This is a genomic window from Carboxydocella thermautotrophica, assembly GCA_003054495.1.
In the GTDB taxonomy this organism is placed as follows: Bacteria; Bacillota.
The window spans coordinates 1,474,573-1,498,111 of sequence record CP028514.1 but is presented as its reverse complement, the minus strand read 5'-3'; the positions used below and the strand labels follow the sequence as shown (position 1 = coordinate 1,498,111).

Annotated in this window: 24 protein-coding genes, 11 tRNA genes and 1 pseudogene; 22 read left to right on the top strand and 14 right to left on the bottom strand. The window is 38.8% G+C overall.

Annotation, left to right across the window (positions count from 1 at the left end; genetic code table 11):
• Positions 1 to 54: 54 nt before the first annotated feature.
• A complete protein-coding gene (locus CTH_RS07600; protein ID WP_078666458.1) occupies positions 55 to 867 on the top strand; it encodes a CAP domain-containing protein in 813 nt (270 codons plus the stop codon).
• Between the two features lie 109 nt (positions 868 to 976).
• The gene (locus CTH_RS07595) at positions 977 to 1,564 is read left to right on the top strand and encodes a hypothetical protein (protein WP_078666457.1); all 588 of its coding nucleotides are present in this window, start codon (positions 977 to 979) and stop codon (positions 1,562 to 1,564) included.
• Positions 1,565 to 1,666: 102 nt separating this feature from the next.
• On the opposite strand, the gene CTH_RS07590 is transcribed toward CTH_RS07595, so the two are convergent.
• From CTH_RS07590 to CTH_RS07540, 11 genes are all read right to left on the bottom strand, one after another.
• Positions 1,667 to 1,754 (bottom strand) — tRNA-Leu (locus CTH_RS07590).
• A 6-nt stretch (positions 1,755 to 1,760) separates the two neighbouring features.
• Positions 1,761 to 1,836: transfer RNA gene (locus CTH_RS07585), tRNA-His, on the bottom strand.
• A 5-nt stretch (positions 1,837 to 1,841) separates the two neighbouring features.
• Positions 1,842 to 1,926: transfer RNA gene (locus tag CTH_RS07580), tRNA-Leu, on the bottom strand.
• Between the two features lie 4 nt (positions 1,927 to 1,930).
• Positions 1,931 to 2,006, bottom strand: a tRNA-Met gene (locus CTH_RS07575).
• Between the two features lie 10 nt (positions 2,007 to 2,016).
• A tRNA-Leu gene (locus CTH_RS07570) sits at positions 2,017 to 2,104 on the bottom strand.
• An 11-nt stretch (positions 2,105 to 2,115) separates the two neighbouring features.
• Positions 2,116 to 2,191 (bottom strand) — tRNA-Thr (locus CTH_RS07565).
• Positions 2,192 to 2,210: 19 nt separating this feature from the next.
• Positions 2,211 to 2,285: transfer RNA gene (locus tag CTH_RS07560), tRNA-Arg, on the bottom strand.
• Between the two features lie 3 nt (positions 2,286 to 2,288).
• Positions 2,289 to 2,383, bottom strand: a tRNA-Ser gene (locus CTH_RS07555).
• Between the two features lie 8 nt (positions 2,384 to 2,391).
• Positions 2,392 to 2,466: transfer RNA gene (locus tag CTH_RS07550), tRNA-Gly, on the bottom strand.
• Positions 2,467 to 2,470: 4 nt separating this feature from the next.
• Positions 2,471 to 2,546, bottom strand: a tRNA-Phe gene (locus tag CTH_RS07545).
• A 12-nt stretch (positions 2,547 to 2,558) separates the two neighbouring features.
• Positions 2,559 to 2,637 (bottom strand) — tRNA-Asp (locus CTH_RS07540).
• 462 nt (positions 2,638 to 3,099) lie between these two features.
• Here CTH_RS07540 and CTH_RS07530 point away from each other — a divergent pair.
• From CTH_RS07530 to CTH_RS07515, 4 genes are all read left to right on the top strand, one after another.
• Positions 3,100 to 3,942 carry a polysaccharide deacetylase family protein gene (locus tag CTH_RS07530; protein ID WP_078666382.1) on the top strand — a complete coding sequence of 281 codons (843 nt, stop codon included), beginning with the start codon at positions 3,100 to 3,102 and terminating at the stop codon, positions 3,940 to 3,942.
• A gap of 238 nt (positions 3,943 to 4,180) precedes the next feature.
• Positions 4,181 to 4,870, top strand: a complete 690-nt coding sequence (locus CTH_RS07525; RefSeq protein WP_078666383.1) for a zinc metallopeptidase — start codon at positions 4,181 to 4,183, stop codon at positions 4,868 to 4,870.
• Entirely contained in the window at positions 4,863 to 5,051 is a 189-nt protein-coding gene (locus tag CTH_RS07520; RefSeq protein WP_078666384.1) for a hypothetical protein, read from the top strand. Before CTH_RS07525 ends, CTH_RS07520 begins: the two co-directional genes overlap by 8 nt.
• A gap of 11 nt (positions 5,052 to 5,062) precedes the next feature.
• On the top strand, positions 5,063 to 5,536 hold the full coding sequence (locus CTH_RS07515) for an NUDIX hydrolase (protein ID WP_159071878.1): 474 nt from the start codon (positions 5,063 to 5,065) through the stop codon (positions 5,534 to 5,536).
• Here the strand turns inward: CTH_RS07515 and CTH_RS07510 are convergent.
• Positions 5,528 to 6,373 (bottom strand): SIR2 family NAD-dependent protein deacylase, encoded by an 846-nt coding sequence (locus tag CTH_RS07510; protein ID WP_159073837.1) that lies wholly within the window; start codon positions 6,371 to 6,373, stop codon positions 5,528 to 5,530. The two genes, CTH_RS07515 and CTH_RS07510, sit on opposite strands and share 9 nt — an antisense overlap.
• 61 nt (positions 6,374 to 6,434) lie before the next feature.
• Between CTH_RS07510 and CTH_RS14365 the strand changes: the two genes are divergently transcribed.
• The 12 genes and pseudogenes from CTH_RS14365 to CTH_RS07455 all read left to right on the top strand — a co-directional run bounded on the left by CTH_RS14365 (position 6,435) and on the right by CTH_RS07455 (position 17,736).
• Entirely contained in the window at positions 6,435 to 6,560 is a 126-nt protein-coding gene (locus tag CTH_RS14365) for a hypothetical protein (RefSeq protein ID WP_278308207.1), read from the top strand.
• 80 nt (positions 6,561 to 6,640) lie between these two features.
• Positions 6,641 to 7,696: a tRNA 2-selenouridine(34) synthase MnmH gene (gene mnmH / locus CTH_RS07505; protein WP_078666387.1), complete on the top strand. Its 1,056-nt coding sequence runs from the start codon at positions 6,641 to 6,643 to the stop codon at positions 7,694 to 7,696.
• Complete coding sequence (locus CTH_RS07500; RefSeq protein WP_078666388.1) at positions 7,689 to 8,444, top strand: DUF3388 domain-containing protein; 756 nt, start codon at positions 7,689 to 7,691, stop codon at positions 8,442 to 8,444. Before mnmH ends, CTH_RS07500 begins: the two co-directional genes overlap by 8 nt.
• A 14-nt stretch (positions 8,445 to 8,458) precedes the next feature.
• Complete coding sequence (locus tag CTH_RS07495) at positions 8,459 to 9,232, top strand: helix-turn-helix domain-containing protein (RefSeq protein ID WP_078666389.1); 774 nt, start codon at positions 8,459 to 8,461, stop codon at positions 9,230 to 9,232.
• A 101-nt stretch (positions 9,233 to 9,333) separates the two neighbouring features.
• Entirely contained in the window at positions 9,334 to 9,804 is a 471-nt protein-coding gene (locus CTH_RS07490; RefSeq protein ID WP_143311860.1) for a hypothetical protein, read from the top strand.
• Positions 9,805 to 9,827: 23 nt separating this feature from the next.
• On the top strand, positions 9,828 to 10,883 hold the full coding sequence (locus tag CTH_RS07485; protein WP_078666391.1) for a hydrogenase small subunit: 1,056 nt from the start codon (positions 9,828 to 9,830) through the stop codon (positions 10,881 to 10,883).
• Between the two features lie 14 nt (positions 10,884 to 10,897).
• Positions 10,898 to 11,800, top strand: a pseudogene (locus CTH_RS07480) (nickel-dependent hydrogenase large subunit); the annotation flags it as partial.
• A 97-nt stretch (positions 11,801 to 11,897) separates the two neighbouring features.
• On the top strand, positions 11,898 to 13,739 hold the full coding sequence (locus tag CTH_RS07475) for a YgiQ family radical SAM protein (RefSeq protein ID WP_107753446.1): 1,842 nt from the start codon (positions 11,898 to 11,900) through the stop codon (positions 13,737 to 13,739).
• Positions 13,740 to 13,776: 37 nt separating this feature from the next.
• A complete protein-coding gene (locus CTH_RS07470) occupies positions 13,777 to 14,208 on the top strand; it encodes a Fur family transcriptional regulator (protein WP_078666396.1) in 432 nt (143 codons plus the stop codon).
• A gap of 37 nt (positions 14,209 to 14,245) precedes the next feature.
• Positions 14,246 to 15,583 (top strand): 30S ribosomal protein S12 methylthiotransferase RimO, encoded by a 1,338-nt coding sequence (gene rimO / locus CTH_RS07465; protein ID WP_078666397.1) that lies wholly within the window; start codon positions 14,246 to 14,248, stop codon positions 15,581 to 15,583.
• On the top strand, positions 15,570 to 16,085 hold the full coding sequence (gene pgsA / locus CTH_RS07460; RefSeq protein WP_078666398.1) for a CDP-diacylglycerol--glycerol-3-phosphate 3-phosphatidyltransferase: 516 nt from the start codon (positions 15,570 to 15,572) through the stop codon (positions 16,083 to 16,085). Before rimO ends, pgsA begins: the two co-directional genes overlap by 14 nt.
• 115 nt (positions 16,086 to 16,200) lie before the next feature.
• Positions 16,201 to 17,736: an ATP-binding protein gene (locus tag CTH_RS07455; protein ID WP_078666399.1), complete on the top strand. Its 1,536-nt coding sequence runs from the start codon at positions 16,201 to 16,203 to the stop codon at positions 17,734 to 17,736.
• On the opposite strand, the gene CTH_RS07450 is transcribed toward CTH_RS07455, so the two are convergent.
• Both CTH_RS07450 and CTH_RS07440 read right to left on the bottom strand, forming a co-directional pair.
• A complete protein-coding gene (locus CTH_RS07450; RefSeq protein WP_107753444.1) occupies positions 17,733 to 17,954 on the bottom strand; it encodes an alpha/beta-type small acid-soluble spore protein in 222 nt (73 codons plus the stop codon). The two genes, CTH_RS07455 and CTH_RS07450, sit on opposite strands and share 4 nt — an antisense overlap.
• Before the next feature lie 262 nt (positions 17,955 to 18,216).
• Entirely contained in the window at positions 18,217 to 19,770 is a 1,554-nt protein-coding gene (locus CTH_RS07440; protein WP_159071876.1) for a putative polysaccharide biosynthesis protein, read from the bottom strand.
• Positions 19,771 to 19,897: 127 nt separating this feature from the next.
• Here CTH_RS07440 and CTH_RS07435 point away from each other — a divergent pair, with 127 nt between their 5' ends.
• The 4 genes from CTH_RS07435 to CTH_RS07420 all read left to right on the top strand — a co-directional run bounded on the left by CTH_RS07435 (position 19,898) and on the right by CTH_RS07420 (position 23,506).
• Entirely contained in the window at positions 19,898 to 20,860 is a 963-nt protein-coding gene (locus CTH_RS07435) for a D-alanine--D-alanine ligase (RefSeq protein ID WP_078666403.1), read from the top strand.
• Positions 20,861 to 20,919: 59 nt separating this feature from the next.
• The gene (locus CTH_RS07430; protein ID WP_107753442.1) at positions 20,920 to 21,666 is read left to right on the top strand and encodes an ATP-binding protein; all 747 of its coding nucleotides are present in this window, start codon (positions 20,920 to 20,922) and stop codon (positions 21,664 to 21,666) included.
• Positions 21,667 to 21,737: 71 nt separating this feature from the next.
• Positions 21,738 to 22,709: a potassium channel protein gene (locus CTH_RS07425; RefSeq protein ID WP_107753439.1), complete on the top strand. Its 972-nt coding sequence runs from the start codon at positions 21,738 to 21,740 to the stop codon at positions 22,707 to 22,709.
• Complete coding sequence (locus CTH_RS07420; RefSeq protein WP_107753436.1) at positions 22,706 to 23,506, top strand: AlbA family DNA-binding domain-containing protein; 801 nt, start codon at positions 22,706 to 22,708, stop codon at positions 23,504 to 23,506. Before CTH_RS07425 ends, CTH_RS07420 begins: the two co-directional genes overlap by 4 nt.
• The last annotated feature ends 33 nt before the right edge of the window (positions 23,507 to 23,539 follow it).

Genomic DNA, 23,539 nt, shown 5'->3' with positions numbered 1-23,539 from the left:
GAATCCCCTCCTTGATGAAGAATATATAAAACATACATTAAGGAGGGGTATTTTATGAAAAAAATTAGTAAATTAATCGTAGCAATCTTGATAAGCCTGCTTATGTTTTCCTCAGTAGCCTGGGCTAATGATTTGGAAATTTTAACGGCCAATGCACCTTATCGCATCTATCAAAATGCACCGGAAATAAAAGTTCTGGAACAATTATTAGTGGACAAAGGCTTTTTCACCAAAACCCCTGATGAATATTTTGACTTTACTACCTATCTTGCTGTAAAAGCAGTTCAAAAACAAATGGGAGTTTATCCTAATGGGGTTGCTGATAGCAGGGTTATTTCGTACTTAATTAATCAGAATAACGCTGCTGTTCCTGCACCTTCGATTGTGCAAAATACTGTTCCTAGTCCAGCAGTAACACAAGCAAATAACGGTTTTCTTGCACCAGCAGGGAGTAAGCTGGATGTATCCAGGGTACTTTATCCCCTAACCCAGGATGAACAAAAACTCCTGGAGTTAATTAATCAAGAACGGGTGAAAGTAGGGATTGCCCCGCTAAAATTCGATTATCGTCTGACGATTACCGCCCGGCTAAAAAGTCTCGATTTAATTAAAAACAACTATTTTGGCCATATCTCACCTGTATATGGCGCTCCATGGGCCATGATGGGGGCCGTTGGCGTGAAATATCTGGCAGCAGGGGAGAACATAGCAGGTACCTGGGCTACGGAGAGAGCCCATAATAATTTTATGAATAGTGCTGGCCACAGGGCCAATATTCTCAATCCTAAATATACTCACTATGGTGTAGGGATCATTAAAGGCGGTCCCTATGGCATGATGTTTACCGAGCATTTTGCCCAGGAATAAATGGGAACGGGGTGCATTTTTAACAGTGCTGCTGTTAGGCGGCACTTTTCTTTTTTTCCAGCATATTTTGGTATAGGAACGAGTGATTAGGCAAAAGGAGGTATATATAATGAGCGAACGTCAGGTTCCAGCTACTCAGTGTATCCCGGTCATTATGCGGAAAGTATGTGCCTGGGCCCGGGGATGTGAGTGTAATGAACATGATTTGACAACATTTAATGAAGGACAGCCAATTCCTGATGATGCCTGTCCAATTCACTGTGGAGTTGCCAATGTCAGCGTTACTGAAGCGACTTATGATGGGTTAGAGTTTTGTTTAAAAGTACAGTATACGGTTACAGTCGTGTTTACTTATTCTGGTGGAATTGGAATGGCAACTGGTACATTTAACGTTACTGTCTGCATACCAGCCAATGTTGTGCCAGGCGGCTGTATTGTTTGTACCCCACCAGAATTTAATGTATGTGGCATAATCGAAGATATACGTTGTTGTAAAGCTGTATTTACAGTAATTCAAATTAATAATGCTCCTGTCAATGCTATTCATGTCGAAGTTCAAAAGAAGATCTTTGCTGAAGCCGATGCAAATGCTATCGTTTGCCTGCCAGTATGTACTGAACAGTGCATTGAACTACCAGAGCCCACTCAGCCCGGTGGCTGTGCGGGCTTTAGCCAGCCCTGTGACTGTTGCCCTTAATTAGAAAAAGCGGCCTTGTAGCCGCTTTCTTTCATTAAGCAATATATTAAAAGCCCCTGCTTATCCGGCAGGGGTTTCGCAGTTTAGGTAAGAGGGAAGGGGTGGTGCCGGAGACCGGACTTGAACCGGTACGGGCTTTTGGCCCGCGGGATTTTAAGTCCCGTGCGTCTGCCTGTTCCGCCACTCCGGCATAAGATGGGGTGACCGATGGGAGTCGAACCCACGCATGCAGGGGCCACAACCCTGTGCCTTAACCACTTGGCGACGGTCACCATGTTGGTGCGGAAGGAGGGACTTGAACCCTCACGGGTTTCCCCACACGCCCCTCAAACGTGCGCGTCTGCCGGTTCCGCCACTTCCGCATGCTGGTAGCAGTGGTAGGATTCGAACCTACGACACATCGGGTATGAACCGATTGCTCTAGCCCCTGAGCTACACTGCCATATTAAAACTGGTGCCGAAGGCGAGACTCGAACTCGCACGTGGGGTAACCACGCCAGATTTTGAGTCTGGTGCGTCTGCCAATTCCGCCACTTCGGCAGGTGATAGAGTGGAGCCACTAACCGGGATTGAACCGGTGACCTCATCCTTACCAAGGATGCGCTCTACCTACTGAGCTATAGTGGCATGTTTTACACCCATACTATGGTGCGCCCGGTAGGAATCGAACCTACGCGCCAGGTTCCGGAGACCTGCGCTCTATCCACTGAGCTACGGGCGCTAGTGGCGGAGAGAGAGGGATTCGAACCCTCGATACGGGTTTTAGCCCGTATAGTCGCTTAGCAGGCGACCGCCTTCGACCTACTCGGCCATCTCTCCGCAAAGACTGGAGCGGAAGACGGGATTCGAACCCGCGACCCTCGCCTTGGCAAGGCGATGCTCTACCACTGAGCCACTTCCGCATGCTGGTGCCACGGGACGGAATCGAACCGCCGACACGAGGATTTTCAGTCCTCTGCTCTACCAACTGAGCTACCGTGGCATGATTTGAACCTGGCGGAGCCGACGGGATTCGAACCCGCGACCTCCTGCGTGACAGGCAGGCATCCTAGACCAGACTAGACCACGGCTCCATTTCACTGGAAAATATCTTAGCATCAATCTTTTATGTTGTCAAGACGCCATTTGAGTTCACCGCGTGGCGAGGACACTTGATAAGATACTACATGACAATGTAAATGTCAATAGGTTTTTCGAAAATTATCACTTGTTTTTAGACGGCAAACTCTGGTAGAATATAAAAAAATACAATTATGGGGGGAAGAATATGTTTAAGTGTTCGTCCTGCGAACTTTGTGGGAGAGAGGTAGATGCGGAGTTAATGTGTACCTTGACGCTGACTGAGGAAAACAAAGAGGACAGGGCTTGCTGGTGTGTTTGTGCCGATTGTAAGGAGAAGTTTCTCGAAAATATCGATCGCGTATATAAAGAATTAATTGAGGATATGAGGAAAAAATGATTTTAAGGCCGCCTGGCGGCCTTTTTTATGTATGGTAGCTGCAAAAGGGGGAATAATTAGTTATGAGGTGATATAAATGAAAAAGATAGCGTATATAATTGCATTTGTTATAGGCTTTACCGGGATAATTTGGTTTCTAAGCCAGAAAGCAACTCCTATTGCAAAAACTAAACCCATAACTAAATCGAATTCAGCTGAGAAGATGTCTCTGCCGGCAGTAAATCTTTCTAACAAACCTTTAGCCTGGGGTTTTAAAAAATCACAGAATGAGCAAGGGCCAGGGATTACGCTGGAACAAGAGGAAACTTTAAGAAAATATGGTGTATTATATCGGATTCCCACGGGAAAAAAAGAAGTAGTATTAACCTTTGATTTGGGTTATGAGAATGGTTATACCGACCACATCATCGAGGTTCTAAATCGTCATGGAGTTAAAGCTACATTTTTTGTTACAGGGCATTGGTTAAAGAACAATCATGATTTGGCCCAAAAGATGGTGGCCAATGGCCACATTGTTGGCAACCATACCATTAACCACCCAAGTTTACCCCAACTGAATCGAAAAAAGTTAAAAGAAGAAGTTGAACCTTTACAACTGGAAATTGAACGGGTCACAGGACAGAAAGCCATTTATCGCTATTTACGACCTCCAAAGGGAGAATATAGTGAACAAGTGCTGGATCAATTACAAAAAATGGGCTATACGACGGTATTGTGGAGTGTCGCCATTCCTGATTGGAAACCAATGCCAGGTGGTAGTCAGGCCGTAATCAAACAGGTTATGGCGCAGATACATCCAGGTGCTATCATTCTTTTGCATGGGGTCTCGGCGGATGTAGATCAAGGGCTGGACGAACTGTTAAATCAAATAGCTATTAAAGGTTATAAAGTTATTCCAATAGAAAAAACCAAAATCTGATATTGACAAAAATTCGATACTTTGCTATAAATATATTAGGTAAAAAACCATAATATTAACAGGGGAGTAGCTGGCTAACGCAAAGCGTTAGCTTTACAAGGTCGTCAATACGGCGCGAGCCCGGCCTTGTAAGACGTATGTCAAGCAAGACCTGCATTAATCCGGTGATTACTGGATAATGTTGGTCTTTTTCTGTTATTATTCATAATAAATAAATTTAAAAGGAGTGATTTGTTATATGTTTTTTTGGACACCCTATGATTGGCTGTTATTACCTGCAATTCTGCTGGCATTGTATGCACAATTGAAAGTTACAACGACTTTTTCACAGTATAAGAACAAACTAAACTCGCAAGGTTTAACAGGAGCTGTGGTGGCTCGTATTTTACTGGACAAAATGGGTTTATCCCATATACCTGTTCAGATCACGGAAGGTTTTCTAGGGGACCATTACGATCCAATCCATAAAGTTGTAAGATTGTCACCTGACATATATTACGGTAACTCGATAGCAAGTCTGGCTGTTGCAGCTCATGAAGTAGGGCATGCCGTGCAGCATAGTGAGGGATACTGGGCCTTAGTTGCCAGACACAGGATTTTTCCCCTCGTAAATATCGGGTCATTTCTGTCCTGGCCCCTGTTGCTCCTGGGCTTCTTCTTCCACGCTGCCAACCTGATTGAGTTGGGTATACTTGTGTTTTCCTTTACTGTGCTTTTCCAGGTCATTACTTTACCAGTAGAGTTTAATGCTAGTTCAAGAGCTGTAAATCTGCTAAGCAGTACTGGTCTAATAACTCGCAGTGAATCGCCGGCAGTAAGTGCTGTTTTGCGAGCTGCTGCCCTAACTTATGTGGCTGCAGCTGTAACGGCTGTTCTGGAGCTATTGCGTTTGATTTTGATTTTTGGAGGGATAAATCGAGATGAATAAAAATAAAAAGGAAACATTAATTATCTGTCCTATCTGCCAGAGCAGAGATATTGGTATACTTCGACAGAATCTGTGGTTTTGCCGTGCGTGTTTTTGTGAGTTAGTAGAAAAAAGCGGTAAAATTGTAGCATTTGGGATTGAGCAGGATGGAAGCCTGAAAAAGATCGAAAAAAGTGCTTAGGAGTGTTGTTTGTGGCTAAAGAAATTTGGTCCAGGGAAGAGGTTGTAAGAGGGAAGAAGATAATCTTCTCCTGGTTGCACAGTAAAGATGCCGTAGTGATACTGGCTAAACGAGCGGATAATAAAATCGCATTTGTTCAGCAAAGAAGGCCGGCTATTGATAAAATTTTGTTAGAACTGCCTGCTGGTGGAATCGAAAAAGGCGAAGACCCTCTCCTGGCTGCTCAGCGAGAATTGAAGGAGGAAACGGGCTGGACTGGTAGTGACTGGATGTTATTAACCTCTTATTTCCCCAGTCCCGGAATTACTGATGAGAAAATGTATGTTTTTTCATGTAAGCTGAAAGATCAAGCAGATCAGGAGTTAGATGAAGGTGAGGAAATAGATGTACTTTATTTTACGCCTGAAGAAGCTTTAAACATGATTAAGCGAAAAGAAATTATCGATGGCAAGACAATTATAGCATTATTATTGTCCTCATTGTAATTTTAACCAATCCTCTGCAGTCATTTTTATTTTTATGAGGTGCCTGCGGAGGATTTCATAATTTTTTATATCACAGTGAGGTCCGTTAATAATATAAATGGGAATTTTGCGGGGATTTTGCTTTATCCCAAGCAACAACAACATTTTTATATCATAGTCGGTTGCAGGAAGGGAATAGCCTATGATAACAATGCGGTCTGATTTTTTAATAGCATTTATGGCATAATTATAAAAGGGAATTAAGGGGCTATAATGTTCAGCGATTGTAATTTGTGGAGGGACTATCAAAGGCAATAAGGGATAGTGGCATTTAGGGCAAATCATTCCTGTTTGCCAAGAGCTATGAAAAGTATAATACTTACATCTGCTACACCACGACCAGCTGATACTCCCATGTAACTTTAGCAAATTTCTTGTCTTGCCTTTGATTCCGCTTCGTTCCAAAATGGTATCATAATTTAATGTGATCACTGTGTCTCGCGGTTTGAGACGCTCAATGAAATTCCGGTAGATTGCAAAATCAGCTTTATCCAGTTGACAATTCACGGAGTTGGCCAGTTCCTTGATGATTACATTTAATAATTCCGAAGTATGTTGGCATTGATTGTTATAATAACAGTGGAGAGTAAGTCGGCTAATTAATTCATCTATTTCACAATTGCTAATCCAATCTTTTTTCGTGGGGAAAATGTGTTTATAGATCCAGTGTTTCATTTTATTAATGTTAGGTTTATCGTGTTGGTCAAAGATCTTCTCCATTAACTCACGACCCAGTGGGGCTCCGGCTGCTTTAGAAAATCCTGAGCCCAGCAAATATACAGTTTTATGGGTTTTCATAATTATCCCTCCCGTTATAGAGTGAAAAAAATCAGGAGACAATATTCCGGGAGGGATCGCGATGCATAAAAACATTAAACGGATTAGAATACGTGCCGTAAGAAAGCAAAACTTCGTCAGAAGGGAAATTGATGAAAATTATTATGTTACGGATGACTATTTTGCTGATGGGAGGGGAGAATTTTAATCCTGCTCCCTTTTTACTTGCAGATAGCGTATTTGCATGATACACTTAATTTGGAAAAGTATATAGAAGGAGAACTGTAAATGGTTAAGGAAATAGAAATAGCAGAGGCACTTAAACTAACTAATGCTATTTTTGTAGATATAAGGGCACCGAAAGAGTTTCAAGAAGCAACCATACCTGGTGCTATCAATATACCACTTTTTAATGATGAAGAAAGAGCTGAAATTGGTACTATTTACAAACAAATTTCCCCTGAACAAGCTAAATTGCGGGGTTTGGAAATCGCTGGACCCAAAATTTATTCGCTGGTAAAAGAGGTAAAGGAAAAAGCAGGCGATAAAATTCCTGTAATTTTTTGCTGGCGTGGAGGTCATAGGTCAAAGTTCTTTGCTTATATCTTGAATTTTATGGACATAAATTGTTTGCGTTTGATTGGTGGATATAAAGCATTCCGTCGCTTAGTCCACAGATATTTTAGCAGTGCAGATTTACCTGGGGCAATTGTGCTTTATGGAAATACGGGCACAGGCAAAACTGAAATAATTAATAAATTATTAATAGAAAGAAATCTGCCGGCTATTGATTTGGAAAAACTAGCCAATAACCGGGGCTCGGTATTTGGTGCCATTGGTCTAGGAGAACAACCAACCCAGAAAAACTTTGAAGGCCTATTGTTTCAACACTTAATGAAAGTGGAACAATCCCATAACTTCTTTATTGTAGAAGGGGAGAGCAAACGGATTGGCCGTTTATTATTACCGGAAAAATTTTTCACCACTATGCAGACTGGACACAAAGTGTTAATTTACGCTAGCATAGAAACCAGAACCAAAAGAATTGTAGAAACATACTTAAAAAATTACTGGAATGACCCTGAACAGAGAATGGAATTATCTGCAGCTGTAAATAGATTAAGACAACGCCTTGGCAATGAAAAAGTAAAAACTCTTTTGGAAATGTTATTTGAAGGTAACTTAGATGAATTCGCAAGAATATTAATTGAAGAATATTATGATCAGGTCTATGGATTCCCCAATCATCCTGATCCTGAATTTGATGTATGTATATCCAGTGACAATATCAATGAGTGTGTAGAGGAATTAGAGAAATACTTTAGGAGAATAGCTCATGTCTAAAAAGTATTTTGAGTATTTGAATTTAGATAATCGCCCAGGACTGTTAGGAGATATTGCTACTTTAATAGGTTTATATAAAATAAATATATTACAAGTTAGTGGTGTCAGTGGTAACTGGAGATGTTTTCTCCTGGAAGGAGAGGACCAGGCTCTGGAAGCTTTTTTTCAAGCGGCTGCACGCATTCCTTCAATTCAAGTGCTGGCCTGGAGAAAGCCACTGTTTTTGGATTATCTTGCTGTGAAGCATGGTCAAAAAATCCAGCCTGTAAAATCTGAACCGGCCACTTATCAATTTACTCGTAATGATATTGGAGTAATGATAGATTTTCTTGGCGAGATAATCGAAAAACAATCACCAATATTAATTGGTTTACGGGGAAAACCCAGAGTCGGGAAAACAGAATCGGCTATTGCTGCTTGTGTTTATGCCAATAAACGCTGGACGCTGGTATCGTCTTCACTGTTACGGCAAACTATCCGGGAATCGCTGGGAAATATTGATAATGAGCATATTTACTTAATTGATGGTATTATCACCTATACAAGAGGTGGCTATAAGCATAAAGAATTAGTTTTAGAATTAGTGAGAAATTACACTTGTGTAGTTGAACATCCTGATTTTTTAGTCAATCATGGACTTTTAACATGGTCAGATTTTGCTTATTTAGTAGAACTAAGAGCAACTCCTACGGAAGAAATAAATTATGAAGATATCGCACTTAGTATTAATGCCTTTGATTTAAGTTAACGGAGGGATAAGTGTTGGGCGGAATTGGTGAAGAACTCAGACAAGCTCGGGAGCGTATGAATTTAACCTTACAAAAAGTAGAAGAAGAAACTAATATGCGCTGGCGTTATTTAGAGGCTCTTGAAAAAGAAGAATGGGACAAGATTCCTGGTGAGGCTTATGTTAAAGGATTTTTACGTAATTATGCAACTTATCTTGGTTTAGACCCCGATGAGATTCTTTTGCGTTACAAAACCCAGCGTTTTCAGAATGTTAAAATAGGGGAAGAAGAGGTAATAAAAGTTCACAGAGCCAATATCAAAGCGGAGAGGAAAAAAGAGAAAAAAATTTTTAGCAAGTTATTTGTAGTAGCTGTAGGAGTCCTGGCGGTAATTTTAGTCTTTTATATTTTTAACAAACCGCAAAACATAAATATTAGTCAAAAACATCCTCAAATAGCTGAAAAAAAGTCAGAAAGCCCTAAACAGCAATTACCAGTACAACAACCCCAGCAACCGCAAGAAAAACCGTCAGAAACAACGCAGCCTCCACCGACCGTTGAAAAGAAAAAAATTGCGATAACAGTAGAGATTGTTCAAGAGACATCCTGGTTGCAGATTGAAACGGAAAAAGGGATTGTCTGGCAGGGAATAGCAGGTAAAGGGCAGAAATTATCATTTGAAAGTGATAAAATGATTAAATTATGGGTGGGTAATGCTGCAGCAGTTAAATTAAAAGTTAACGGCCAGGATCTTGGTACAATGGGCAAGAAAGGTGAAGTTATTAAAAAAACATTATATCCACAGTAAAAAAAACTGAAAGAAAATTAGGCACAACTCATAGTTGTGTCTATTTTTTTTACATAAGTACTTATGGGGATTATTAAGGTTTAGAAGGAATTTTCTTATTATTGTCGAAATTATGGGCAAATGACTGGGGTGATGTTTCTATGACGGCAGAGAAAAAGTTAACCAGAGCAGAATTCTTCAACTGGTTCATCAAAAAATCAATGGAAAAAGCTGTGGAAGTTGGTGACGAGTTGATAAAAAAAGCTTCTACGTTAGGGCTAGAGGTTAACGAGGGGGTAGTTCTCTGCGGTCTAGAAGATGTATCATCAACACCTAAAAAAATCTTTTATCGAAATAATACTTATTTTTTATGGGCTTGGAACCATAGTTTTGCTCTGACTTACTCAATTTGTCCACATGACCGGTTTCCACTAATGCTGCGGCGGGAGTACCAGGAATTTTTTTGTCCTTTATGCCAGAAAAGCTGGTCCTGGGAAAATACGGCCTGGCAGGAGATCGGTAATATCCCAGTTGAGGTTATTGACAGCAAGGTGTTGCTAAGTTCTGAGGCCCAGTCATTACTAGCTCAATAAAATCAACCAGGAGGTGCAAGTATATGGATTTGATGGAAAGATTGATTTCCCGAGGGATCTCTCGAAGAGACTTTGTAAAACTATGCGCTACCACTGCGGCGGCCATCGGCCTGGGGGAGGGGGCTGCACCACAGGTGGCAGCTGCAGTTGAGAGCGCTGCCAAAAAACCAGCAGTAATCTGGCTGGAAGGGCAGGATTGTGCTGGATGCAGTGAATCTTTTTTGGCTACCATTAAACCCAGTGCAGCTGAAGTTGTACTGGATATGATTTCTTTGCGCTACCACGAAACGGTAATGGGATCTTCCGGGACCATTGCCGAAGAAGTTCTGGAAGAAACCATTAAAGAGGGTGGCTATGTATTAGTTGTTGAAGGCTCTGTACCAACTGAAAATGATAAGTTTTGTTATGTTGCTGGAAAACCATGGCGTGAAACACTGATTAAAGCAGCGCAAAATGCTAGTGTTGTTCTGGCTGCTGGAGCTTGTTCTGCCTACGGTGGTATTCCAGCTGCTGGACCAACGGGAGCAAAAGGTGTGGCAGATGTGGTTGATGAACAAACCAAGCAAAAGGTGATCAACTTGCCACATTGCCCAGTGAAACCATCAGTACTGCTGGCAACGATTATTTATTACCTTACTTACAAGTCTGCTCCGGAACTGGATGCCTACAGACGCCCAAAACTATTCTACAGTAACCTCTTACATGACAATTGTCCGCGCCGTGGTCATTTTGAAAATGGCGAGTTTGTTACCGACTGGAATGATCCGAAACAAAAGGATTATTGTTTGTTACTGATGGGGTGCAAGGGACCAAAAACCTATACCAACTGTGCTCAGGTCTGGTGGAATGATGGTGCCAACTTCTGTATTAATGCAGGTTCTCCCTGCGCTGGTTGTTCACAACCAGAGTTTTATCATAAATTTACTCCCTTATATGACAAACAGGAAATTATTCAGAAGGAACTGCCTGGTATTGGAGCAACTAATGTTGATACCATCGGAAAAGTAATCGGTGGTGCTGCTGCTGTTGCTGCAGCTGTCCATTTTGCAGGAAGCAAACTTACCAAGAAAGAAGAATAAGGGGGTAATAATCCATGGCTGAAAAAATTGTGATTGATCCCGTTACTAGAATAGAAGGTCATTTGAGTATAACAGTAGAAGTTGAAAATGGTGTTGTTAAAGATGCCTGGTCTGCTGGTACAATGTTCCGTGGCTTTGAAGTGCTGTTGCAGGGTAAAGACCCACGGGATGCAGTATATGTAACAGACAGGGTTTGCGGTGTCTGTACTGGTTCTCATGGTTGGGCTTCTGCATTGGCATTAGATGAGGCCTTTGGCGCCACTGTTCCCGAAGCAGGAGTTTTGATGCGTAACCTGATGATGGGGGCAATCTGGTTGCACGACCATCCGCTGCATTTCTATCACTTAAGTGCTTTGGATTACATTGATGTTACTGCTGTTGCCCAGTATAAAGGAAATGATCCCAAGCTTAACGCTGTGAAAGACAAAATTGTTGCCCTGGTGCAGGCTGGTGATGCTCATCCGCTGGTACCCAGATATCAGCCTGATGAGTTTTCTGTAAAGGATCCTGAGCTGGTAACAACTGCTGTTTATCACTATCTATTTGCTCTGGATATGCAGGCTAAGGCCAAGCGTATGGCAGCTTTACTGGGCGGAAAGATTCCTCACAACTCTGCCATGGTAGTAGGTGGATTTACCAATTTCCCATCAGTAGAAACACTGAACAATTATCGTAGCTTGTTACTGGAACAAATTGATTTCCTGGAAAATGTCTATCTGAAGGATGTGCTGATCTTTGGTACAGGGCCTCTACTGCCGCTGGCACAGGCTGGTATTGGAGGCGGTTATGGTAACTTCATGGCTTATGGTGGTTTCCATGATGATGTCGAGAAAAAGAATTTGTTCTTTAAGCCCGGTGTAATTGTTAATGGAAATATTGACCAGGTATTAGAATTTACTCCGGATAAAATAACCGAAAAATTCTCGGCAAGGGACCCCATTAAGGGTCCCTTGTTTGTGATATAATAGCTAATGATAAAAACTATCGTCAGTTGTAGAGGAGTTTGTGAAAAAGATGCAACAACCAGAGTTTGTACCGATGTCAAAAGAGGAAATGAGGAATTTAGGCTGGCATTATCTTGACTTTATTCTGATCACAGGTGATGCCTATGTTGACCATCCCAGTTTTGGCTCTGCTATTATTAGCAGAGTATTAATTGAAAATGGCTTTAAAGTAGGGATTATCGCCCAACCCAACTGGAAGAAAAAGGATGATTTTAAAAAGTTAGGAGCACCTCGTTTTGGCTTCCTGGTAACAGCCGGTAATTTGGACTCCATGGTAAATCATTATACAGCGGCCAAAAAAAGAAGAAAAAGAGATGCCTATTCCCCTGGCGGGAAAATGGGATTAAGACCTGATTATCCGACTCTAGTTTATACCCAGGTTATTAAAGAAATTTTTCCGGATAAAAAGGTGATTCTTGGCGGCATTGAAGCAAGTCTGCGGCGTTTTGCCCACTATGACTTCTGGCAGGACAAAATTTTACCTTCTTTTTTAATCCTTTCAGGAGCTGATCTGTTGTTATACGGGATGGCGGAAAAAAGTATTGTAGAGCTAGCATTAGAATTAAAGAAAGGTAGTAAGGGTAATTATAAAAATATTCGTGGTTTATGTTATGTTGCTTCAAAAGAAGAAATTGGTACTTTAGATCCAAAGAATGTGATATTTTTGCCTGATTATGAGAGTATTTGTCGGGATAAGCTGGTATATGCTGAAGCATTTCGAAAACAATATCTTGAACAGGATCCTTTTTGGGGTAAAATTTTAATTCAACCTTATCGAGACAAGGGATTTCTAGTTCAAAATCCGCCAGCTTTTCCCCTTAAGGAAACTGAATTTGATCAGATTTATGAATTGCCTTTTCAAAGAAAATGGCATCCAATCTATGACAAGGATGGAGGAGTGCCGGCTCTTTCCGAGGTGATATTTTCCATAACTGCTAATCGTGGTTGCTATGGCGGTTGCAACTTTTGCGCTTTAACAATGCATCAAGGGCGAATCGTTCAAAGCAGAAGCAAAGAATCAATTGTAGAGGAAGCAAAAAAATTAGTTAACCAGCCAGAGTTTAAAGGCTATATTCATGATATTGGTGGACCAACTGCTAATTTTTTAGGACCTGCCTGTTCTAAACAGGCAGTGGCCGGAGCGTGTAAAAACAGACAGTGTTTATTTCCTGAACCCTGTGAACATTTAAAACCCAGACATGATAAATTTCTGGAAATATTACGAAGTGTACGTAACCTAAAAGGGATAAAAAAAGTCTTTGTTCGATCTGGTATTAGATATGATTATTTACTGGCAGATAGAGAAAAGGAGAAAATAGTTGAGGAATTATGTAAACATCACATTAGTGGGCAGTTGAAAGTGGCACCTGAGCACATTTCAAAGGTTGTCCTTTACTGTATGGGGAAACCAGCAATAGAACAATTCGAAGAGTTTAAACAGCTTTATGAGCTAACTAATAGAAGGTTAGGACTTAAACAGTATCTGGTACCCTACTTAATGTCTTCCCATCCGGGTAGTACACTGGAAGATGCGGTAAAATTAGCGGTATATTTAAAGAAAAATAAAATGAAGGTAGAACAGGTGCAGGATTTTATTCCTACCCCTGGCAGTTTATCTACGACTATGTATTATTCCGGCATTAACCCTCTAACAGGCAAAAAGGTGTATGTTCCGAAAAGTATGCATGATAAAGCTTTACAAAGAGCTTTAATTCAGTACTGGTTACCACAAAATTATCATCTGGTAAAAGAGGCTTTGATTAAGACAGGGCATAGTGAATTGATTGGCAACGGCCCAGGCTGTTTGATTCCCGCTAAGCCTCCGAAGATTGACATTCAACAGCGAAGTTAATATAATTTATTAAGATAGACATGATGGTGGTGGGATTGTGTCTAAAACTATTGAAGAGATTTGCCAGCTTTTAGCAGAGAAAGATTATAAATTAACACCCCAGCGTAGGATTATCATGGAAACCTTTCTTGAGCATGGTGAAAGACATTTATCGGCCGAGGATATCTACAGTTTGGTCAAATCCAAACATCCTGAAATTGGAATGGCAACTGTATATCGTACACTAGATTTACTGGCGGATTTAGGTGTTTTACAAAAAATGAATTTTGGTGATGGGAGAAGTAGATATGAATTTAGTGAACAAGATGAACATCATCATCATCATTTAATTTGTTTATCCTGTGGAGAAGTATTGGAGTTTGCTGATGATTTACTGGATTCCCTGGAGAAAGCAATAGCTGAGGCAACTCAGTTCAAAATAACAGATCATCAGCTTAAGTTTTATGGTTACTGCAAGAAATGTCAGTAATGACATTTCTTTTTTTGCTCACGGAAGGAGTAGAAAAATGGTTAGAGTAGGACTTGTATCATTGGGATGCGCAAAAAACCGGGTTGATTCAGAAGTAATGTTGGGACATTTGTTTAATAAAGGATATACTATAACCGATAATGCCGAGGAAGCTGATGTGTTGATTATAAACACCTGTGGCTTTATTCAGTCTGCAAAAGAGGAATCTATAGAAACTATTCTTGAAATGGCACAATATAAAGAAAAGGGTAAATGTCAGGCTCTTGTGGTTACTGGGTGTTTGAGTAAGAAATATCATGATGAATTAGAAAAAGAACTTCCTGAAGTAGATGGTTTTCTGGGTACTAATGAAATCGATAAAATCGGTGATGTAGTTGAACAGATACTGGCTGGTAAAAAAATCGCCGAAGTTAATAAAAAAGATGATTACCTTTATGACTCGTCTAAACCACGTATCTTAACAACCCCTAATTTTTATGCGTATGTAAAAGTAGCAGAGGGTTGTAATAACCGCTGCCATTATTGTACAATCCCGGTAATCAGAGGAGCGTTTCGCAGTCGTAAGAAAGAAGATATTTTAAATGAAATTAATTTATTAGGAGAACGGGGAGTAAAGGAAATCCTATTAATAGCGCAAGATACTACCAGTTATGGTCTTGACCTGTATGGTAAGCCAGAGTTAGTTGATTTATTACAAGAAATCAATAATAATAACAATATAAATTGGATTAGAGTATTATACAGCTATCCTATATTTTTTTCCGATGAATTAATCAAAACCATTAAGAATTTGCCGAAAGTCTGTCATTACCTTGATATTCCTTTACAACATTGTAGTGATAAAATTTTAACCACTATGAACCGAAAAGGTAATAAACAGTTCATAAAAGATTTAGTTTATAAGCTGCGGACTGAGATACCAGATATAGTTTTGCGTACCAGTTTTATAGTAGGTTTGCCTGGCGAAACCGAAGATGACTTTAATGAGTTATTGGAGTTCATGCAAGAAATGCAATTTGACCGGGTTGGAATTTTTACTTATTCCCGGGAAGACGGAACCGTTGCTTACAATATGGAGAACCAAGTGCCTGAAAACCTTAAAAAACAACGTTGGGAAAGAGCTATGCAGGTACAACAAGAAATATCCTATGCCAAAAACCAGCAACGAGTAGGGAAAACCTTTTTAGTTTTAGTTGAAGGGACAACTTCTGAAGGATTATATTTTGGTCGGAGCCAGTATGAGGCTCCCGAAGTGGATGGCAAAATCTTTTTCTCATCAAATCAGAGTTTAGCCTCAGGTAATTTTGTTAATATAAGGATTACTGAAGCTTACGAGTATGATTTGTTAGGGGAGATTGTGCATGAATCTAGCTAATAAATTAACATTGATCCGGATCTTTTTAGTACCAATATTTATGATAATACTCGTAAGCAAATTGCCTTACGGAAAGTGGATTGCCTTTGCAGTTTTTCTTCTGGCAGCATCAACTGATGGACTTGATGGTTATATTGCCCGTTCTCGAAAACAGATTACACGACTAGGTAAATTTCTGGATCCTTTAGCTGATAAATTACTGATTTCAGCGGCTCTTGTTTCACTTGTTGAGCTACGGGAAATTCCAGCCTGGGTTGCAATAATTATTATAGGACGTGAGTTTGCCATTACAGGGTTACGGTCTATTGTTGCTGCAGAAGGTGTTGTTGTAAGCGCAAGCATATTAGGTAAGTTAAAAACTATCATGCAAATAGTTGCGATTAGTGCCTATTTGATTAATTTCCCTTTTGCTTCGGTTTTTATGGGTTTGGCAGTGATAATGACAATTTGGTCTGGAGTTGACTATTATTTAAAACTAAGGCCGTGGCTTAAAAATAAGTAAAGACTATTTTTGTCGTTTTCGACAAAAATAGTCTTTTTTTTATCTTTTTCATCAAAGGATTGAATTAGAGTTTGTAGAAAATAAAATACAAGTTTTTTGGGGAGGTGATATTAGCTTGTTCTATAATCAAATTATTAAGTTAATAAAAACTGCCGTATATTTATTGCCGGTTATAATATTATTTATCAGCCATTATATTACAATTAATCCAATATTACATATATTAATTTGGGAAATGTTCGCATTACCTGTTTATTTTCTTTTGTGTGAAAATAAAAGTACCCTGGCTATTTATTTGATAATATTATCAACAGCGGGTATAATAATAGAAATCATTAATTATTATAAGTCTTTAGATATATTCTCTCTTTGTTTAATTTTATTAATACATATCCTTGTTGTTTTAATTAATAGTATTGCTGCCTTAAATTATAATCAGGTATTACAGAATCAGATTAAACTACAGGAGCGTTTAAAACGATTAGCTATTATTGATCCATTAACGCATTTAATAAATGGGAAATATTTTTTAATGAAATTGGATGAGGAAATATCGCGTGCTAAAAGAGAGAATAAAAAATTTACTGTTGCAGTATATAAAATAGTTAATTTAAACAAACTGGAATCGGGTGTTAGAAATGGTTGTCTGGAATGGAATCTAACTAGGATTGCTGAAATTTTAAGACAAACCATCAGAAATTTTGATACTGTTGCGCGTTTGAAAGATGATGTTTTTGCAGTTTTATTAACCAATTCTGATTTGGAACAAGCCCACGAGATAAAAGAAAGATTTGAAAAAAAGTTGCAGGAAAATGTAAATACAAGAAAATGGAAATTTAGTGGGTATTCACAACATGATAACCTGTATGTTCTAGCTGGTTATGCTGTTTATCCTAAAGATCATAACGAGGGACAAGGATTATTAGAAGTAGCTGAACAAAATCTTGAAGTGAGCGAAAAAAACTATAAATACAAAGTAACTCAGGATTGGTTGAAATCGGAAAGATATGCATTAATGGAGCAGATGTCTGCCAGCTTGGCCCATGAAATCAAAAACCCATTAACCTCTGTACGAGGTTTCATTCAATTACTACAGAACCGGGAACAAGACTTTCATGAAAAAGAACACTTGCGAATTATCCTAGACGAACTGGATCGTATGAACAAGTTAATTCATGAATTTTTATCTTTTTCAACAAAAAAAAATACACGAAAATTTTTTGATATTAATCAGCTTATTGATGATATAATATTTATTATGTCTAGTTTAGTCCATGACAAAAATATTAAAATTGAAAAAAGGAGTGAGTTAAAGAATTCATTATTGTATGGACAACCCGAGAAAATTAAGCAGGTGTTTATTAACTTAATAAGGAATTCCATTGAAGCAATCAATTGCAATGGCAAGATAACAATTATTTTACAGGAAGATGGGAACTATCTTCTAATGTCCGTTAAAGACAATGGTTGTGGAATAGATAGAGAAACAATAAAAAATATTTTTAAACCATTTTATACGACTAAAGAAACTGGAACAGGATTAGGACTGAGTATATCAGCTCAAATTATAAAAGAACATCAAGGAGAAATTTGGGTAGACAGCGAAAGAGGAATAGGTACTACCTTTAAAATAAAACTGCCCAGAAATTAAATATTATATTTATTTATAAGCATGGTCTCGGCTCTTTTAATCATTGCTTTTACTATCTTTCCTCCAATTTCACCACCAACTTTACCACATTCTTCAGCGGTAACATCACCCCAGTAACCATTTTCAATTTTAGGTAAGATACCTATTTCTTTCGCAATTTCATACTTGAACTGATCTAGTGTGGATTTAGGCAATAACTGTTCTACAAATTTAGGCATTAGAATCACTCCTTTTTTAGTTTCTGATCTTATTTTCTGTACCATAAAATAAAAATATAATAGTATTGTGATGGTGAGTTTGGATGTTCTTTGTAAATTTAGTGTTTAATTTTATTCTTTTTTTTCTATTTTTTTTGTTATTAAAAAGAAGAAATATTTTGTTACCTTTGATATTGGCCTTGTTGGTTACATTCATTGATCAGATGCGATTTCTTATTTTAAATAAAATAATTCTCTTGATAATTTCGATTGTTTTATTATTTTATTTTTTAAGGAAAAAGAAATAATTATTAAGTCGATTTAACCATTCATAGGGTAAAATCTTAAAAATAATTAATAAAGTAGCATATGTAATTATTGCTGAGCCTACTGAAGTTATTAAACTTAAAGTAGGTGAATTTATTATTACAAAAATCAGCAGATAAATTTTCATGGCAACAAATCCCATAAATAAAATTACCGGAATCAAATAGATAGTCTTGGTTTCTATAACACTCCAGAAACCTAAATCTTTTGTAATAAATACTATATTAAGGATTGCAGTTATAAAAAAACTAACATTAATAGCCCAACAAGCCGTTTTAAAAGGATCAACAGCAATAGGCACCAGGGTTATTAATAATATTATTTCAACTAAGCTGCCCCAAAGCATATTTTCTAATGGTCGTTTAGTTTGTCCTAACCCTTGTAAAATACCTGTTGTAGTTTGTTGTAGGTAATAAAAAATTCCTCCAAACGCAAGAATGCGTAGCGCCTCACCGGCATTTATTTGTTTAAACAGTAAATAACAAATCTGGGCAGAAAACAAGTAAAAAATTACTACAGCAGGGAGTCCGAATAAGAGTGTAAAAAATAACGAGGTTTTTATCCTGTCTCTTAGTAAGGGTATATTTCCGGCTGAATTTGCTTCAGATATTGCCGGGACTAATGTTGTTGCTAAGGCGGATGTTAAAACACTGGGAATTACCAGAATTGGAATTGCCATACCGCTTAATTGACCGAAAAGTGAAGTTGCTTCATTTAAATTAATGCCGGCTTTAACCAGCTGGCGCGGAATTAAAGTAGCCTCAAAGGACAATAGTACAGTAGCAACAATTTTACTTAAAGCTACTGGCCAGGAAAAAAGAATAAGTTCTTTTGTAGTCACGGTGTTTTTCCTTAATGATAAAGCTAAACGTTTGTTTTTCTTCCACCATTTTAAGAAAAAGTAAAGTAGAACAAGAAAACCGATGGTTTCTCCGGCAATAACTCCAATGGAGGAACCGATAGCTCCCCAAACTATGCTTTTGGAGACCAAAATATATGCAAAAACAAGACCGCAAGTAACTCTAACTACTTGCTCCACAAACTGGCTAATCGCTGGTGCATTCATCATGAGAAGACCTTGAAAAAAACCTCTAAAACCAGAACACACACTAATTACTGGGACAGATAATAAAAGGCTTTTTAAAATTGGTAAAGCGTTTTGGTTGGTTAAGAAAAGCGGTGCAATTCTATCAAGAGATAAATACAAAGCACCGGTGATTATGGTTGAAAAAATAAGCAGAATCAATATTGATTTTCTTAATATATAAACTGAATAAGCGGGATCTTTTTGATTATTTTCGGCCACAAATTTTGCTATCGCCAGTGGCAATCCAAAACTAGAAATAACCAGAACAAGTATATATATTGGGTAAACCATATTAAACAACCCAATACCCTGTGAGCCAATTAAACTTACAATCATTATCTGGTAGATAAACCCCAGGATTCGATTAACAAGATTTGAAGAAAATAAGACTAGTGTCCCTCCAAGTAAACTCTGTTTGCGCAAGATACCCCTCCTTATAGGGTAATTTTTTCTAAGTAATTTTATTTTTTTGTCCTGCTGAATATGATGTTGTGACCGACTATACAGAAAAATATAATGTATGTAGAACTTGAAAAGGGAGGCAGAGTCTATGACCATTCGTATTGCTTTATTAATGGGTGGGTTGTCGTCTGAAAGGGAAATATCATTGAAAAGCGGGGAAGCAGTTTATAAGGCATTGCTAGAAGCCGGTTATGAAGTTGATAAGATAGACGTTGACAAGCAAGTTGCCAAAAAACTTCTTGAAAAAAGGTATGACCTAGCTTTTATTATGTTACATGGCGCTTATGGGGAAGATGGAACAATCCAGGGGCTGCTGGAAATACTGGGCATACCCTATACCGGATCAGGAGTTCTGGCTAGCGCTATTGCTATGGATAAAATAATGAGTAAAAAGGTATTAATGCAGGCCGGGTTACCTACAGCTCCTTTTGTTTCAGTGTCCCGTTACCATTGGGAAAAAAATAGACAGGAAGTTTTAGGGAAAATAAAAAATGAAATTAGTTTACCGCTTGTAGTTAAGGCTCCTAACCAAGGCTCCACCATTGGCATATATTTCGTCTGGCAGGAAGATGAGCTTGAAAATGCGTTAGAGGAAGCTTTTAAGTTCCCTGAAAGGGAGATATTAATTGAAAAATTTATTAAGGGTAAGGAAGTAACAGCGCCTGTGCTGGGTAATAATGAGGTGACTTCTTTGCCATTGATCCAAATTATTTCTAAAACCGGGGTTGTTTATGATTACCAGGCCAAATATACTGCCGGGCTTAGTGAACATGTCATTCCGCCAGAATTACCTAAATCAGTGATTGAAAAAGTGCAGGACTTAGCCTGTCAGGCTCATTTAGCTATTGGTTGTAGCGGACTTTCTCGGGTTGATTTCATTATAGATGATAATTTTCAGCCCTATATTCTGGAAGTGAACACAATTCCGGGTATGACTGAAACTAGTCTATTTCCAGATTCCGCTCGAGCAATAGGGTGGTCTTATAAGGATTTATGCTGTAAAATTATTGAATATGCAGGTGAAAGATTTAATAAAAAATTTACTCTTTGACTTGTATCCCAACTATAAGATAAAATAGAGATATATAAACAAAGGGAGTGGGAGAAATTATGAAAATTGCTGTAGCAGGAAAAGGCGGAGTCGGGAAAACTACTTTTACAGCCCTACTCATTAAACAACTGGTAGAAGCAAATAAAGGTGCAATCCTGGCTGTTGATGCCGACCCTAATTCCAATTTAAATGAAGCACTCGGTATTGAAGTGCATGCATCAATCGCAGATATTCTGGATGAAGTAAAAGGTGGTAAAGCTATTCCCGAGGGAATGCCGAAAGATGTCTATGTAGAGTATCGCCTTAGCCAGGTATTGAATGAAACCGATTATGTGGATTTGGTGGTTATGGGGGTACCTCAGGGGAGTGGGTGCTACTGTTATCCCAATGACTTAATGCGTAAATATCTTGAAAACCTGAGACAGAATTATGACTATGTGGTAATTGATAATGAAGCAGGTATGGAACATTTAGCCAGAAGAGTGGTTACAGATATTGATTATCTTTTTGTTGTCAGTGATGCATCAGCTAGGGGCATCCGTTCAGCGGGCCGTGTATTTGATATTGTTAAAACAGTAGGTATTAATGTAAAAAATATCTATCTGGTTATTACAAAAGTTTTACCAACTGGAATCGAGGAATTAAAGCCGGAAATTGAGGCTACCGGACTAGAGGTTGTAGGAACCATTCCTTATGATGAAGTAGTGGCCCGTTATGATCTGGCAGGTAAGCCACTGGTTGAATTGCCAGCAGATTCTCCTTCAGTATTGGCAGTAAAGAATATCTTCAGTAAACTGGCCCTTTAAGGGCCAGTTTTACTAGCGAGGTAAGGTGTTATCCTGTGGAAGCGGGAAGAAGGCTTAAACAAGCAATAATAATGATATTTGTCAGTATTTTTTTAGGAACCATCGGATATATGTTAATTGAGGATTATTCCCTGCGAGATGCCCTTTGGATGACTACAATTACATTAACTACAGTGGGATATGGTTTGGTTAAACCATTATCAGTGCCGGGTACATACTTTACCATTTTTCTTTCATATGCTGGGCTGGCACTAATCCTTTATGCCCTGGGGCTTATCGGGGCGCTTATTGTTGAAGGGGATTTATTTGATTTATTGGGGAGAAGAAAAATGAAACAAGAAATAGCCAAATTACGTGACCATATCATCGTATGCGGTGCAGGTAGAGTAGGGAAACAAGTAATCGAAAGGCTCAAAAAAGAAAGGACACCTTTTGTCGTTATTGAACAGGAAGAACATCTGTTCAATAGTTTGCTGGAGGAAGGGGTTCTGGCGATTCTTGGGGATGCCAGTATGGAAGAGGTTTTGCGAAAAGCAGGGATTGAGCGGGCCAAAGGACTAGTTAGTGCCATACCCGGGGACGCAAACAATGTTTTTGTTACTCTCACTGCAAAAGAAATCAATCCTGGCATTACGATTGTTGCCAGAGCAGAGAGAAAGGAGTCGGAAGCAAAATTATATAGAGCAGGTGCAGATAAGGTAGTTTCACCGGCGATAATTGGCGGACAACGGATGGCCATTTCCATTATAAAACCGGCTTCTGTGGATTTCGTAGATACTCTGGTCTGTGTAGAAGATGTTGAATTGGAAATAGAGCAGTTATTAATTGCAGATGGCTCAGTTCTGGTGAATAAGGATTTAAAAAATAGTGGAATCAGAGAAAAAACGGGGACCATGGTTGTTGCAATCCAGCGGGAAGGCAAACTAAAACCGAACCCTGGCCCTGAAGAATTACTGCAATCAGGAGATATTTTGATTGCCATTGGAACCAGACAACAGTTACAAAAGCTTGAGGAACTGGCTTGTGGTAGGTGTAAAATATGAAACCTTTGACTGCTAAACAAATAATGGCAATGATAAGTGCCGGTGAAAATAATCACGTGGATTTTAAACGGGGGTTATTTTTGCCAGAGGCAGACAAGCCCAGAATTACCCAGCATTTTGAGCTGGCGAAAGACCTGGCAGCCTTTGTCAATTCAGATGGAGGTTACTTACTGGTTGGAGTCGATGATGATGGACAGGTAGTAGGTTTTAAGAGCAATGATCTATTGGAGCAAAGAATTATTAATTTGTGCAGGGATATTATTTCACCTCCATTAAAGCCTGATATCTATAAAGCAAAGGTAAAAGATAAAGAGGTTCTAGTAATAAGAGTCGAACGGGGTCAAGGTTACTTGCATTTAGTCAGGGATAAGGTCTACATCAGAGTTCACAATGAAGTACGGGTTGCATCCAGTGAAGAAATTACCGAAATTGTACTGGAAAGAAACCACCAGAAGTTGCGTTCCTTGTTACAGGAAAAAGAAAATCTATCTTTATTAATTATCAAAGTTAGCAAATTGAGTAGCGAATTATTTCGAGCCAAAACATTAATCACTGAGATTGAGGCTAATGATTTTTGTCAGGCACAAATTGACCTTTCTGATTATAATGATGGCATTAATGTCTATAAGTTAATAAAACAGGCAGAAAATCATTTGACAAACCTGGATATGGTTGAGCTGGGGAACTTATTGGAGTTTTTACTTCGGCTAGATCAAGCTATACAGCAATTAGAACAAATTAACCAGGAGCTTGAAACATTGCTGGATACATATTATTGTCAAATCGAGGGGAAATAAAAAACAGATAGATACACCTATACATAATGTGTC